The following is a 14,899-nucleotide window of genomic DNA, read 5'->3' as shown; positions in this document are numbered from 1 at the left end:
GACTTTAGACAGAGGCGCTTCGAACCGTCCTTTGTAAATACCCTCAGGCATTCTTTTTCGGGCTTGATCAACCACCCCCTGGATACCTTCTCCACCCTTCCTGCCCCCTCAATGCGGAGAGCCCCCTCTTGAATATCCTTTATTAAAATCCACGAACCAAACTGAATATATTGCACCCCGCTAGGACTCCGGGAAAGAGGTACCCGGGATCGTGAAGTACATCCCAAGAAAAATACTAGAATAAAAATAAAAAAATAATAAGTCTTAACTCTTAATTTCATAACTTCACAGCGGAGGAAATTTCCATGATAGGTAAGATAACCGAAATCACTATGTAAGCTACCACCAGGCCTATAATAAGGATGGTGAGGGGCTCAAGCCATTTCAAAGTTCGTTCAATAATATAGTCTGCCTCCCTTATCAGGATCTCGGAGGCATTATGCAACATTTCCGGAAGGGTTCCGGTTTCCTCCCCGATGGCTACCAGTTCGGAGAGAAATTCCGGTACGAATCCGTACCTCCGGAGATGTCCGCTAAGGGTTTGGCCTTCCTCCAGATACTTAATAACTTCCCCTAGGGATTCTCTTACATAAAAGTTCTGGCAACTGTTGCTCCCGGTAGCCACGGCCCGGGGAAGGACCACTCCGGATTCAAGAAGAAGGGCGGTGGTATAACTCCACCTGGAAAGGTCAAAGTAAAGCCAGAGAGTCCCTGCCACCGGTATTTTCAGGATGAATCGATGGAGCTCGCGCCAACCCCTTTTCTTAACCCATCCTACTCCCAAAAGCAGCCCCACCGGAAGCCCCAGCAAAAGAAACCACCACAGAAATTTAGCCCCCCAGAGAAGAACTCTGGTGAAAAAAGGCAAATCTCTTCCGAAACTAAGAAGGATCTTCCTCAGTTGGGGAACGATAAATTCCAGAATCACGATTACCGAGAGGATACTGAATCCTATGACCAAGGCAGGATAAATCAGAGACCCGGTAACCCGGGCTCCAAATTCTTCCATACGGGCCAGAAGATCCGAAGCCCTGGAGAAAATTTTCTCCAGATTTTCTCCGGTTTGGGCCGCAATCAACATTTCGCAGACAAATTCCGGGAAAAGGTTACTTCCTCGAAAGGCCTGCACCAGATCCTCGCCACTTTCTATTCTTTTTTTAACTTCCAGGATTCTCCGAGAGTCCTCTGATTTCCGGCGCGAAAGGAGTTCCAGGGCCCTGGGCAAGGGAAGACCGCTCTTAAGAAGTACAGAAAGTTCCTTCAAAAGGAGGTGAGAACCGGAGGACCTCATTCTTTCTCCGTAACTGCCAGCAATTCCGAGGAGGTAGTAAGACCGGCGAGAACCTTCTCCAGGGCATCCTGTCGCAAGGTCTTAAAGTTCCTTTTCAGGGCCTCGTTTCGGATTTCTGTGGCATTAGGGGTAGTTAAAATCAGATTCTTCAACTTTTCATCCAGTTCAAGCACTTCGAAAATACCGATTCGCCCCCTATAGCCCGTGCCCAGACACTCTTCGCACCCTCGGCCCCGGTAGAATTCAACCTCGGAATTTTCCGGAAGACCCAGGGCCTTTAATTCTTCCGGTGCTGGAGGATAGGGCTCGCGACAGTGGGGACATATCCTTCGAACCAGGCGTTGAGCAATGACTCCTTCCAGCGAAGAAGCTATGAGATAAGGCTCAATACCCATGTCCACCAGGCGGGTTATGGCGGTGGGGGCATCGTTGGTATGAAGGGTGGAGAGCACCAGATGGCCGGTAAGGGCCGCATGCACGGCAATCTCCGCGGTTTCGGTATCCCGGATCTCGCCCACCAGGATAACGTCCGGATCCTGGCGCAGGATGGAGCGCAGCCCCGTAGCAAAAGTAAGCCCCACCTTGGGGTTGACCTGCACCTGACCGATTCCGTTTATTTGGTATTCCACCGGATCCTCAATGGTGATGATATTTTTGTAAGGATAGAGTTCCCGCACCAGAAGCAACATGGCATAAAGGGTGGTGGATTTCCCCGCCCCTGTAGGACCGGTGGCCAGCACCAGCCCGTAAGGTTTCCGGGCCAGACGTTCCAGTTTGTGGTAATCTTCTTCGGATAACCCCAGTTCCCCCAGCGTAAGCAGTCGATTACTCTGTTCCAGAAGCCTGAGAACCACACGTTCTCCAAAAATGGTAGGAAGCACCGAAACCCGGATATCAAGCTCCCGCTCCCCTATCCTTATACGCATGCGCCCGTCCTGGGGAACCAGTTTTTCCGCCACGTTCAGGTTGGCCATGACTTTTATGCGGGCTACCACCTGAGGATAAAGTTGCATGGGGAAGCGGCGATATTCATGAAGCACCCCGTCCAGGCGCAAACGGATGAGTGCCTCCTTTTCCCCGGGATCAAAGTGGATATCCGAAGCTCCCGCCCGAGAGGCCCGAATGAGGGCCAGGTTTATGAGGTTAACTACCGGGGCCTCGGAGTACTGGTGAAGAAGATCAAGGGTGCGCTGTCTTTCTCCTTCCCCTCCCTCTTCCGAAAGGCTGACCTCGGATCCTTCCGAAAGCAAACGCCCGAGCCTTTCTGAAAATTCCTCCGGACTGATTTTACAAAATCGAACCGGCCTCTGAAGAAGGAACCTCACCTCCTCTAGAACTTCTTCCGGAGTATGCTCCGTAAAATAAAGGCAGGGCTCACCCCCTTCCCAATCGAGAATCACCCGGCGTTTCTGAAAATAAGCCGCACTAAAAACCGAACCCTCCGCCATGCCCTACCCTTCCGGATCTCTCCAGACAATACACCGGGCCTCGGGTCCTAGAAACACCGCCCGGTTTACTTCGCGCCCCAAGGCTTCATTTAGCAACCCTTTTTACCGGGTATTTTAGCATACCGAACGCCCCTGGTCGCTCACAAAATCGCCTTTAAGGCCCCTATGATCGAGGAAGATACCGCTTAAGGATAAAAGGAAGGGAAAAGCCGAAGAGATTAGCTCTCTAAGTGGGCCGGGCAGGATTCGAACCTGCGACTCCTGGCTTAAAAGGCCAGTACTCTGCCAGCTGAGTTACCGGCCCACCAGGTTAAAGGTAACTTTACCCCCCAAACCTGTCAAGAATTATTCAGGGTTTTTTTTATCGTCCGATATACCAGACTAAAAACCTCTTCGAAGGAGGCCGGGGAACACCGCCCCATCTCAATAAACTTGATGACTATCTCCTTGGTGGCTCTAAGAATAGCTTCCTCCTCCCCGCTTAAGCGCCTGCCTCCACCCTTCCCGTTATAAGACGTATCTGACCTGGACATTCCACCGCACCCTTAAGCCGGAATCAAACGCTTAGGTAAGTTAACTTCAACCCTTCCCTAAGTCAAGCAAAATCCGGCCCCTTTCCGGGAACCATAATTCCGAATATTACGAAAATTAGCCCAGAGAAATCTCCAACTCCCGGATCTCAAAGAGGTGCATAAGGACCGGTTTAGCGTAGAACACTAAATAAGATCGAAATTTTTGAACAAAAACCCAACCCGGAATAAGGCCGGGGAAGCCCCGCTCATCGTTCTACCCTCTCTACCCCAAAAAACCTTCAAACACCTCCCCGTTAACCTCAACGCGCTGGAATATTTCACCTTAAAGAAATTTTTTCCAGAAGGCAAGTCGGCAAAATGTAGTCCATGTTCAAAATTTGTCGTCTTTTCGGTTGACGACTTTGTAGTCCTTTTGTAGTCTTTTTGTAGTCTAGGCCTCTATCTCAGGGGGTGAAGAAAAACGACTCCGGGAAGACGGGACCTCTGGCCCATACTCTCCATCGCCGCTTACGACTGCTGGCTCTTCGCCTTTCCCTTGCAGGGCTACTTTTTTCTCCGCCTGAACGGGCCCCAAAGTTTTCCCTGGTTCCTGCTTCCCCACACCCTGGGGCTTTTCCTTTTCGGCCTCCTGGGATACCGCATAAATTTCTCCCGGGTCTCTCTCACGGCCGGGATAATTACCACCCTGGTTACCGCTATCTATCCCTTCCTCGGCCCTCTCCAGAACATCTTTCTCCTCCTTTTGGGCCTCACCTCGGCCCTTCTGGCGATCAGAATAGGTTGTCTGCTGCGCTCCTGCTCCCATCCGGTGATGGCCGCAGCCCGGGGCCTGGCCCTGGGAAATATATTCCTGGCTCTCTTTCTCTGGATAGACCCGCCCCAGAAAATACTTTTCCCCTTTCTGGGCCTCCTGCTCCTGGCTCAAATTCCCGCCCCCTTCCATCCGCAACAAAAAGAACCCCTCCGCGACCTCCTAGCTTACCTGCCTTTTATTTTTATCTTTTATCTCCTTATCGGTACCTTCTATGTATGTCTCATGCCCTTTTACGTCCGGTTTTCCTATTTCCAGGGCCTCGAACTCTTTTTCTATCTGGGGGCCGTCCTTCTGGCTGCTTTACTCTTTCACCAAAAGCGAGATTACCCGCTGGCCATCGGAGTGGGAATGGGGGTCTTTGCGGTGGCCTTTCTACATGACTTTAATCGCCTTACCAGCAATCTGGCCATGTACGCCGTACAGGCTGCAGCCGGTTTCATGGATATCTTCTGCCTGGGACTTTTTCTTCAAGGACGAGACGTAATCCGGCGCTTCGGTCTCGGTGCCGGATGCATGCTCGCCGGTCCTACAGTAGGACTACCCCTTCTTTACGCACAAAGATGGCCCCTTTTTATGTGTACAGGCGGAAATCTGGTGCTGGGAATAGGTCTCATCCTCTTTTATTTTGTACAAAGCACCCTTAGTCGCAAATCCTCTGAAAGTATCTCCAGCGCCCCCGATTCTCCATCACCCCCTGAAGAGCAGGAAACCCATCTGGCCGAAGTATGTCGTAGCCTGGGGGCCCCGCGTGAGATTTTTTCCTATCGGGAATGGGAAATCCTTAAACTGGCCGTTTCCGGTAAAGCCATCCGAGAAATCGCTTCTCTGCTTCACCTTTCCGAATCTTCGGTAAAAACCTACCTTCAGCGCATCTATCGCAAGCTCGGAGTTTCGTCCAAGGCCGAACTCCTGCGCAAACTGGCCCGCGCAGGAGGGGTGGCCCCGGAAGACCACCCCTCCCCGTAGGCTATTCCAATGCAGCTATACCAGGGAGTTTTTTGCCCTCCAGAAACTCCAGAAAGGCCCCTCCACCGGTGGAAAGATAGGAGAAAGCGCGAGCCACCCCCGCCCGTTTAATAGCCGCCAGGGTATCACCGCCTCCGGCCAGAGTCAGGGCGTTCTCCGCAGCTATGGCCCGCGCCAGACCCACCGTGCCATAAGCGAAGGCCGGGTTCTCAAAAAGACCCATCGGACCGTTCCAGATAATTGTCCCGGCTCCAGAAAGGGCCTCCGCAAAAAGGATCAGGGTTTCCTCTCCTATATCGTAGGCCGCTTTGTCCGCCGGGACAGCCTCCACCGGAACCTCCTCTCCCCCCTCCGCTTTTTCGTCCTCGGCTACCACCAGATCCACAGGCAGATAGACCTTGACCCCGCGCTCTCCAGAAGCCAGCAGTATCTCCCGGGCCAGTTCGATCTCGCTTTCGTCCACCAGGGAACGCCCCAGAGAAAACCCCTCGGCTGTAAGAAAGGTATTGGCCATGGCCCCTCCGATGAGCAACTTGTCCACCCGGCGCAGGAGATTACGCAACACCTCTATCTTTCCGGAGATCTTGGCCCCGCCTATAACCGCCACCAGCGGACGTTCCGGAGCATCCAGGGCCTGGGAGAGGTAATCTATCTCCCGGGCCAGCTGAAATCCCGCGGCCTTTTCCTTCATTCGTTCCGGCACTCCCACTACCGAGGCATGGGCCCGATGGCTCACCGAAAACGCATCGTTTACGTACACCTCGGCCAGGGCCGCCAGAGAAGCCGCAAACTCCGGATCATTTTTGGTCTCTCCGGCGTGAAAACGCAAGTTCTCCAGCAACAAAACCTGCCCGGGTTCCAGTTCCGAAACCGCCTTTTCCACCTCCGGCCCCACACAGTCCTCCACAAACCGCACCTCTTCCCCCAGCAATTCGGAAAGCCTTTCCCCCACCGGACGCAGCGAAAACTCGGGCTTGCGCTCTCCTTTGGGACGCCCGAGATGGGAACAAAGAATTATCCTGGCCCCCTTTTCTTTGAGATAGCGCAGGGTGGAAAGACTGGCCCGAATCCGGGTGTCATCCCTCACCCGTCCTTCCGACAGGGGTACGTTATAGTCCACCCGTACCAGGACCCTCTTTCCAGAAACCTCCAGTTGATCTATACGACGCATGCCCCCCTCCTTATTAAAGCATCTTTTCGGCAATATGGACGGTCAGATGCCCCAGCATATTTACATAGGATCCGAATTCGTTGTCGTACCATCCGTAAATCACCGCCTGGGTAACCGGCACCTCCACATGGGCACAGGAAAGCCCCTTTACCTCCTCCGGCGAAAGCCCTTTGCAGGCCTTGGAAAGGTCCACCCGGGCCAGGGCGGTACGGGTATGAGTCTCCGCACCCTCGATAATGGCCGCAGCCTGAGGATAGCCGATGATATCCGTAGAAACGTTCTGTTTCATGGTAAATACCAGATAGGGTTTATACGGGCCTTCAGCAGCCTTCTCATAGATACCGTTAATGACCTCCCGGGTAATCCGGTTCTCCAGGCTCTCGTCCTGGAGGTTTACCACCAGGACGATAAGACTCCCGGTAACCGTGGGCACCCGCACACTTTCGGCCATGAAACCGATACGCTTCATTTCGGGAATAACCAGAGCCAGGGCCTCGGCCGCTCCGGTGGTGGTGAGAATAATGTTGTTGAAGATGCTCCGGGTCTTGCGCAGATCCTTGGCCCCGCTCTTGGGAGGCCGATCCAGCACGGACTGGGAATTGGTCACCGCATGTACCGTAACCATAGAAGCGGAAAGGATGCGATCCGCCCCGAAATGATCCAGCAGAGGCTTTACCATGTAGGAAAGGCAGGTAGTGGTGCAGGAAGCCGCCGAGATCACTCGGTGTTTTTCCGGGCGATAGTCTTCGGTATTGATCCCATAAACCACGGTAACGGAATCCTCCGGAAACCCCTTTTCCTTGTCTTTGAGCTTGAAAGGGGCCGAAAGAATCACCTTTTCCGCCCCGGCGGCCAGATGTCCCCGCAGCGCCCCTTTGGGGTCGTCCGGTTCGGCCTGGGGATCACGAAAGACCCCGGTGGTATCCACTACCAGGCGAACCCCCTCCTCCTTCCACTTGATTTCTTTGGGATTGCGTGCCTCCCTCAGGACCTTCACCGGCACCCCGTCAATGGTCATGGTGCCTTCCTTGTCGTTGAGGTTTTCAATGACCCGCCCCCCTCGATATCCGTGAAGATAGGTGGAAAGGTGGCCGTAAGTGCTGTCTTTTTCGATATAGGAAGCCAGATCCTCCAGCGAGCGCCCCACCTCCCGGCCAGTGTTGACCACGATTTCGGAGAAATATTTGCGTGCCACGTGGTGCCAAAGGGTGAGTTTCCCGATACGTCCTAGCCCGTTAATGCCTAGTTTCATTGTCCCCTCCTTTCTTCTTTGAGATATTTGGTGGGCTCCGGAGCCCTTATACCCCCTATCTTAAGGACCCACCACCTCCTTCACCGGGTGTTTACCCAGATACACATTTCCCTTCAACCCATCAATGCTGATCCAGTCTCCCAGCCGAACGGTGTACCCGTTGAAGCGGGCCCTTTTGTTTTCCTCGTCGATAGCCATTACCTCACACCCCACCACACAGGTCTTCCCCAGACGCGAAGCCACGATGGCTGCGTGCGAGGTCTGTCCTCCCCGAGCCGTAAGCAACCCGTCGGCCTGACTGATTTCTTTAATATCGTCCGGCACGGTATCGTAACGCAGGAGGATCAACGGAGCCTCCGGATCCTCCTGACGCATACGTCTGATATCCTCCAGATCAAAAACCACCCGCCCGGAAAGGGCTCCCCCGGCTACTCCTATCCCCTTGCCCAGAAAGTATCGGCTCAATTCCTCGGGATGCTCGAATACCTGGACCCGGGGACGTTCCTCCTGGGTGACCATGTCCCGCACCTGGAGGATATAGAGATCCTCCCTTCTCGGCCCCTCGAAGGTGAATTCCATCTCCTGATGGGACCATTTCTTTTCATACACCAGATGCTGAGCAATATCAAAAAGGGCCTGATAGATCTCGGGAAAGGCCTCTTCCAGAGAAGGCCCCTCACGACCCTCCCTTTTACGCTGCTCGATGGAGATGGGATAGGTATTTACCAGCCCCGAAACGATGTCCTCCCCCTGATTGCCGGGGGTATAATCTCCCCAAAGGGCCAGCCGAGAGAGCTTTCCGTAGGGAGGTGCGGTAAAAACCACCCCGGTGCCGGAACGAACTCCCAGGTTGCCGAAGGTCATGGTCTGTACAATAACCGCTGTGCCCCAGTCTTCGGAAATGCCCATGATCTCCCGATAAACCCGGGCCTTCTTGGCCTCCCAGGAAGCAAAAACCAGTTCCACCGCCCGGGCCAGCTGTTCCCAGGGATCATCGGGCAGAGAGATACCATATTTTTCGATCATTTTGCGATAAAGCAAGGCCAGCTCTTTCATCTCCTCACCGGAGAATTCCCGCTTCTTCTTGACTCCGTAAAGCCGTTTGTGTGAGCGCATCAGCTGGTTAAAAAGTTCCCGCTCCAGGCCATGGGCCATGGCCCAGCTCTGCACGAAACGACGATAGGTATCCCAGGCAAACCAGAGGTTCCCGGTCTTTTCCGCCAGGCCCTCCACTATCTCCGGATTGAGCCCCAGATTGAGGATGGTGGACATCATTCCCGGAAGAGAAATGGCAGCCCCGCTGCGCACGGAAAGAAGAAGCGGGTTTTCCGGGGACCCGAAACGGCGCCCTACCCGCTCCTCCAGGAGATGGACCCTTTCCCGGATCCGATCCATAAGATCCAGATAAGCCTGCCTATACTTGGATATTACCGGATAGCAACGATAGACCTCGGTGGTCAGAACAAAACCCGGCGGAACCGGCAGTTTCTCTTCCACCAGCAGCAGGAGATTATAGGCCTTGTTGCCCAGATGGATGAGGTCCCTGGCCAGAGGATTGGGATGATAGAGGTCGCAAAGAGCCCGATCCGGATCATAGCTCATAAGCAGATCCAGATCCCGCGGTTCCAGAAGCTCCCTTTGCTTGAGCAGGGTCTGATAGATTCGCAGGACGAAATTGTCCAGAGGTTGAAGCACGAAGGAGGAAGCCACCAGCTCCCGGGTAAAGGTCTCCGTAACCCGGTGGATGAATTCCCCCTCGGACAGCCCGGAGGTACCCCGCCGATAGCGGGGCAGAAGCCTGCGGCGCCCCATCTGCCGCAGGATAATCCCCAGGTTTTCCACGTGCGGACTGATGTAATAGGTCTTGATGATGTGGCGCACCCCTTCGAGCAGCCCCCGGAAGATGTCCAGATACTGCGTATAGGTAAAACAACGCATCTTGAGGGAGTTTTCCAGGAGCTGGAGATAGATATCGAATTTCTTGGAGCTTATCCCCTCCACCGCCAGCCCCTGGCGGAAGAGCTTGAGATACTTGAGTACGGTAAAGAAAGTGGCCCGGGTAATGAAGGGAAAATCGAAACTCTGCACCAGCTCCTCGAACCAGTTGCGAGCCAGATTCTCCAGACGAAAGGAAAGCCCCAGGGCGTCGAACTTCTTCTCGTGATAGCGACCGTACATGGAGGGAATGTCCGCCGCAATGTGACGCTTGAGGTAAATATCCTCCCGGGGAGCAAACTTCTGCGGCGAAAGGATGATATTGTCCTTTAAGTATTGAAGATAATCCAGCAATTTTTTGAGACGTTTATCCAAACGAGGCTCTGAAAGCCCGGCCAGGAGGTCGTCTATTCCCTCAAAGCCCCACTGCCGCGCTTCCTCCAGGTATTCCCGCAGGTCCTCCGGAGATAAGCTGTATTTCTGTTTTTCCAGACGGTACATCTCGTAAAGGAGCTGAACCCGGCGCTTCTCCTTTTCCGAGACCGGTGCCCGGGAGAGGATATCCTGTATCTCCTCCGGGGAGAACCGGAGTAATTCCTCGGCTTCCCGGATCTTAAGGGTCTCGAAAAGGTGCCTTACCGCCCGATGTGCTTCGCTCGTAAGGGGGTCAGAGGGGTCCAGCCCCTCCCACAGCTCCTTGGGAATAAAGGGTTTGAGGGGTTTTTTGTCCAGGGTAAGCCAGTAGCGAAATATAGCCGCGATAAAATCCAGAATCAGATTGGAACTTTCCACATGACTCTGTTTGCGCAGAAAGTGGATAAGGGGATCCTTACGCTGATGCAGTTCGTCGATCTCGGTGGAAACATCCCGCAGACGACCCTCGGCCCCGATCTCATTAAAATAAATGGGCAATAACCGGCAGAACTGACGCACCAGATTATAGACCGGGGCTATATCCGCATTGAGCAAACGGGAGACGTCCTTCTGGAAAAGATCCGTATCCCGGATACAGGTTCCGGCCAGAGTGAGGTTGATAATAAGGGCCGAAAGGAGGGTGACACACCACTTGGGATTGCGCTCGAAGATCTCCAGCCATACCCGCACATTGAGAAGATGGGCCGGATTACAGATAACATGCCACTCCTGATCCACCCCCTGGATCTCGGGGTACTGGAAACCGAATTTAATCACCTCTTCCACGAATATTTCCGCCAGATGCGGATCTTCCCGGTCCAGGATCTCAAAGCCCAGATTCTTGATGCACTGGAGGGCCGTCCAGGGAAAAAGCCGGACCTTCTTCTTGAGGAGCTCAAAGGTGCGTACCACCAGGCTATCCAGATGTTCCCGGGTCTCGGAACGGATAAGCGAAACCAGGCTGTGATTGATCTCCCGCAGGATCTCTTCGTGAATAAGGGCCAGGGCCGGATGTTCGGCCATCTTAAAAAGAAAAAGCAGCTTCAGATCCTCCGGCCCCTCTTTCTTACTGGAAAGGGCCTCCAGCTGGGCCGGAATGCTTCGAAAACTCCGGATAAGGTCCAGATGATCGGGCAAGGCAAGCAACTCCGACCAGGAAGGATCCTGGTCCAGGGCCTTCAGGTATCTCCGCAGGGTCCGATGGGAGATGGGTTCCACCAGTTCCCGGTAGGCCTTTACCTGCGGAAAATAACGGGCCGGATCCGGAGCCCTCAGCCAGAAGCGATAGGTGGCCTCCAGAGAGCGGAGGACCAGCGACCTCAGGGCCTCGGGCGGAGGAAGGGGAGAAAGATGCAGATATTTTTCCGCCAGACGTTTGAAGGAATAATAACTCTCGAGAAAGGTCTCCCAGTGTTCCTCGGGGAGCCTTTCCAGGGCCTCAAAGACCCCCTCGAACACCGGAAGGTAGCGCGGCCAGTCCTCTTCTTTCAGGACCTCGAAGGTCTTCTCCAGGACCGAAAACAGCCCCTCGCCGGACTGAGCCCAGAATTCTTTCTTTTTCTCTCCAAAGCCCCAGAAGAATATATCCGTAATCACCCACAGGGCCCTCGGGCCCTGTGCATGATTTACAATGATCCGCAGGTTCTTCAGGGCAAAGGAACGTAAATCGGAGAGGACCAGACGCAGGTTCCGGTAGGGATGATAGGCCTCTTTCAAAAGCTCTTCGGCCTGCTTTTCCAGCCCCCGATACCCCGCAACCGCCTCCACCAGAACCAGATGCTGCTCGTCCGGGCGGATATCCGTAACCGCGGTCTCCGCCAGGTTGGCCAGCAGGGCCTTGGAGGTATAGGCCGGCATCTTAGCTCTCGCGGGAGTGCATATAAAGGATTAAGTCCAGAACCCGGTTGGAATACCCCCATTCGTTGTCGTACCAGGCCAGCACCTTGACCAGGGTCCCCTCGATCACCTTGGTGGATAGACCATCTACAATAGAGGAATGAGGATCGCCCAGAAGATCACAGGAAACCAGCGGCTCCTCGATATAGCGCAGATAACGGCTCTGGGCCTCCTGGAAAGCCCGATTCACCTCCGGAACCGTGGTCTCCTTTTCCACCACCACGGTAAGATCCACCAGGGACACATCCGGGGTGGGAACTCGGATGGCCATACCATCGATCTTCCCCTGAAGTTCCGGGATCACCCGCCCTACCGCCACCGCGGCCCCGGTTTTGGTGGGAATCATGTTCAGGGCCGCGGCCCGGGCCCGACGGAGATCCTTGTGGGGCAAATCCAGCAAACGCTGATCGTTGGTATAGGCATGCACCGTGGTCATCAGGGCCTGTTTGATCCCGAAACGATCCAGCAGAACCTTAAGCACCGGGGCCAGACAGTTGGTGGTGCAGGAGGCATTGGAAACCACCCGGTGCTTGGTGGGATCATATTCGTATTCATTTACCCCCATAACCACGGTGAGATCCTCGTTTTTGGCCGGAGCGGTAATGATCACCCGCCGGGCTCCCCCCTCGAAGTGCCCCCGGGCCAGATTGGCATCGGTAAAACGTCCGGTGGACTCCACCACATATTCCACGTCCACCTCCCGCCAGGGAATGGCCGAGGGTTCCCTTTCCTGGAAGACCCGGATCTCCCGCCCGTCCACATAGAGTTGATTATTCTCCGCCCGCACCTCGTGGGGAAAGATGCCGAATACGGAATCATATTTCAAAAGATGGGCCAGGGTAGCCGCATCCGTGAGGTCGTTGATGGCCACGATCTCGATATCCTTGAATTCAGGATACTTATAAGCCGCCCGCAGAATCGCCCGCCCGATCCGTCCAAAACCATTAATACCTATACGGATTCCCATCTTATCCTCCCTTATTTGTGGATTTTCTTCTCCAATCTGGATATATGGTAAGATCTCTTCCGGCCCCGTCAAGGAACGCTCCATGAGCAGGGCATCCCCGGGGGAATAAAACCCCGGCCGTACCCCCACCACCCGGAATCCCCACTTGGCATAAAGGGCCAGGGCGGCTTCGTTTCCTGCCTCCACTTCCAGGGTAGCCCTGACAGCCCCCCTCGTCCGGGCCCAGCGCAGCCCCTCCCGCAGGAGGGCCTCTCCGAGCCCCTTCCGTCTCCAGGACGGAGATACCGCTATCCGGGCCACCTGAAGTTCGTCGGCAATGAGCCAGAAGCAGCCGTATCCCAGAACCTTTCCTCCCGCCTCGGCTACCACCATCCGAGCGTACGGCTTCTCGAATTCCCGCAGGATCTGTTCCTTACTCCAGGGGCGAGAAAAAGAGACCCTTTCTATCCGCAGGAGATCCGCAAGATCCTTGCGACAGGTCGAACGGAGGACGAATCTCATTCAATTCTCGAAGAAATCCGCAGAACGGACGATGGACTTCCTCCCGGCCTCGGCCACCAGAGCCGCCAGTTCCCGGGGAGGGAGATCACGATGCTGCAGGGCCTTGATGAGCATGGGAAGATTAACCCCGCATACCACCTCCACCTGCCCCTCCTGCAGAAAAGCCAGCCCCAGATTGGAAGGGGTGCCCCCGAAAAGGTCGGTAAGGATCAAGACCCCCTGACCCTGATCGGCTGCGGAAATGGCCTCTTCGATGCGTTTGCGGATGTCTTCCGGAGGATCATCCGGGGTAATATCCACCGGGATGGCCACCCCGTCTTCCTCCAGGATGAATCCGGCCACCTTGACCAGTTCGTGAGCCAGATTCCCGTGGGCCAGGACCAGGATCCCGGTCATACTTTCTCCTTTTCCAGATCTCTATGGGTAATCAATACCTCATAGCCGCTTTCCTTCAGCATCTCGGCCAGGGCCTCCACCACTGCCACGGATCGATGCCGCCCGCCGGTACACCCCACGGCCACCACCACATAAGCCCTTCCTTCTTTTTCATAATACGGAATGACCAGATTTAAAAGCTCCCGCGTATATTCCAGAAATTTCTGCCCCTGGGAATTATCCAGCACATAGACCTGTACCCTTCTTTCCCGACCGGAAAATGGCCTCAATTCAGGCACAAAATAGGGGTTGGGCAGGAAACGGATATCGAACACAAAGTGGGCCTCAGGGGGCAGGCCGTATTTGAACCCGAAGGAAAGGAGGTGCACGGTGGGAAGACGAAGGGACTTTCGGCCTCCGTAGCGGCGCAGGATCTCCGCCCTTAATTGATAGAGGTTGAAACGGGAGGTATCCAGGATCATGGTGGCCCGTTCCCGAAGAGGGGCCAGGATCTGGTTTTCCTTCTCCAGGGCCTCGCGCAGGGAAACCCCCCGGGCCAGAGGATGGGGCCTTCGGGTCTGGCTGAAACGATAGATGAGTACCTCCAGGGAGGCGGTAAGAAAAAGGACCTCGAAGGCATAACCCTCCTCGGAAAGCCTGTTCCATAATCTTTCGAAGTTTTCCGGATCCAGGCCGGAGCGTACATCCATCACCACCGCCACCCTGGAAACCCCGGCGCGCTCCTGAACCTCCAGGAGGGGCAGAAGAAGTTCCGGCGGAAGATTATCGATGCAGAAAAAACCCAGATCCTCAAAGGCCTTGAGGGCCGTACTCTTTCCGGACCCGGACAACCCGGAAATGATCACCAGTTCGGGCTTGGCCTTAGAATTCACGTTCGTAACGTTGAATTATTTCTATTATCTCCTCCCGACTGTGAGCGGAAAGAAGGGCCTCCCGGAACTCGCCGTATTTCAGCAGGCGGGCCAGGTAGGACAGACAGCGCAGATAGGCCTCGCAGGCCTCCTCCGGGGCCAGAACGGTGAAGATGAGATAAACCGGCTGGCCATCCGGGCTGTCGAACTCGATCCCTCCCGGAGAGCGGGCTACACTGACGTAAAGGCGCGGCAGAAGGGGAATACGGGCATGGGGGAGGGCCACCCCTTCCCCCAGCGCCGTAGATCCCAGGCGTTCGCGTTCGGTAAGAGCCTGCTCTATGCGTTCGACCGGGATACCGACCTCCTCGGCCAGGATTCGGCTCAGGTCGTGAAAAAACGACCACTTGTCCCGGGCGCTTACCTCCGGGAGGATACCCCGAGTACAGAGCAAGTGACTCAGT

General features: G+C 55.0%; 10 protein-coding genes, 1 tRNA gene and 1 pseudogene. 1 reads left to right on the top strand and 11 read right to left on the bottom strand.

Annotated features, from left to right (window positions below; genetic code table 11):
* Positions 1-277: 277 nt before the first annotated feature.
* The 3 genes from F8J34_RS02270 to F8J34_RS02260 all read right to left on the bottom strand — a co-directional run bounded on the left by F8J34_RS02270 (position 278) and on the right by F8J34_RS02260 (position 3,043).
* Positions 278-1,291 (bottom strand): type II secretion system F family protein, encoded by a 1,014-nt coding sequence (locus tag F8J34_RS02270; RefSeq protein WP_297056126.1) that lies wholly within the window; start codon positions 1,289-1,291, stop codon positions 278-280.
* The gene (locus tag F8J34_RS02265) at positions 1,288-2,739 is read right to left on the bottom strand and encodes a GspE/PulE family protein (RefSeq protein ID WP_297056124.1); all 1,452 of its coding nucleotides are present in this window, start codon (positions 2,737-2,739) and stop codon (positions 1,288-1,290) included. Before F8J34_RS02265 ends, F8J34_RS02270 begins: the two co-directional genes overlap by 4 nt.
* A 231-nt stretch (positions 2,740-2,970) precedes the next feature.
* A tRNA-Lys gene (locus tag F8J34_RS02260) sits at positions 2,971-3,043 on the bottom strand.
* Between the two features lie 764 nt (positions 3,044-3,807).
* Between F8J34_RS02260 and F8J34_RS02255 the strand changes: the two genes are divergently transcribed.
* Complete coding sequence (locus F8J34_RS02255; protein ID WP_297056122.1) at positions 3,808-5,052, top strand: LuxR C-terminal-related transcriptional regulator; 1,245 nt, start codon at positions 3,808-3,810, stop codon at positions 5,050-5,052.
* Between the two features lies 1 nt (position 5,053).
* Here F8J34_RS02255 and F8J34_RS02250 read toward each other — a convergent pair whose 3' ends face one another.
* From F8J34_RS02250 to F8J34_RS02220, 8 genes and pseudogenes are all read right to left on the bottom strand, one after another.
* Positions 5,054-6,223, bottom strand: coding sequence for a phosphoglycerate kinase (locus tag F8J34_RS02250; protein WP_297056120.1), 1,170 nt, complete (start codon positions 6,221-6,223; stop codon positions 5,054-5,056).
* 13 nt (positions 6,224-6,236) lie between these two features.
* On the bottom strand, positions 6,237-7,475 hold the full coding sequence (locus F8J34_RS02245; RefSeq protein WP_297056118.1) for a glyceraldehyde 3-phosphate dehydrogenase NAD-binding domain-containing protein: 1,239 nt from the start codon (positions 7,473-7,475) through the stop codon (positions 6,237-6,239).
* Positions 7,476-7,535: 60 nt separating this feature from the next.
* Complete coding sequence (locus F8J34_RS02240) at positions 7,536-11,681, bottom strand: PEP/pyruvate-binding domain-containing protein (RefSeq protein WP_297056116.1); 4,146 nt, start codon at positions 11,679-11,681, stop codon at positions 7,536-7,538.
* A 1-nt stretch (position 11,682) separates the two neighbouring features.
* On the bottom strand, positions 11,683-12,687 hold the full coding sequence (gap, locus tag F8J34_RS02235) for a type I glyceraldehyde-3-phosphate dehydrogenase (protein WP_363315398.1): 1,005 nt from the start codon (positions 12,685-12,687) through the stop codon (positions 11,683-11,685).
* A 93-nt stretch (positions 12,688-12,780) separates the two neighbouring features.
* Positions 12,781-13,188 (bottom strand): annotated as a pseudogene (rimI, locus tag F8J34_RS09725) (ribosomal protein S18-alanine N-acetyltransferase); the annotation flags it as partial.
* Positions 13,189-13,584 carry a PTS sugar transporter subunit IIA gene (locus tag F8J34_RS02230; protein ID WP_297056112.1) on the bottom strand — a complete coding sequence of 132 codons (396 nt, stop codon included), beginning with the start codon at positions 13,582-13,584 and terminating at the stop codon, positions 13,189-13,191.
* Positions 13,581-14,456 carry an RNase adapter RapZ gene (gene rapZ, locus F8J34_RS02225; protein ID WP_297056110.1) on the bottom strand — a complete coding sequence of 292 codons (876 nt, stop codon included), beginning with the start codon at positions 14,454-14,456 and terminating at the stop codon, positions 13,581-13,583. Before rapZ ends, F8J34_RS02230 begins: the two co-directional genes overlap by 4 nt.
* The coding region (locus tag F8J34_RS02220) for a PTS sugar transporter subunit IIA (RefSeq protein ID WP_297056109.1) at positions 14,446-14,899 on the bottom strand (454 nt) is incomplete at its 5' end. The genes rapZ and F8J34_RS02220, both read right to left, overlap by 11 nt.

It is taken from the genome of Thermosulfurimonas sp., from assembly GCF_015491435.1.
In the GTDB taxonomy this organism is placed as follows: domain Bacteria; phylum Desulfobacterota; class Thermodesulfobacteria; order Thermodesulfobacteriales; family Thermodesulfobacteriaceae; genus Thermosulfurimonas_A.
The sequence above is the reverse complement of the archived record's forward strand: the minus strand, read 5'-3'. Positions and strand labels throughout refer to the sequence as shown.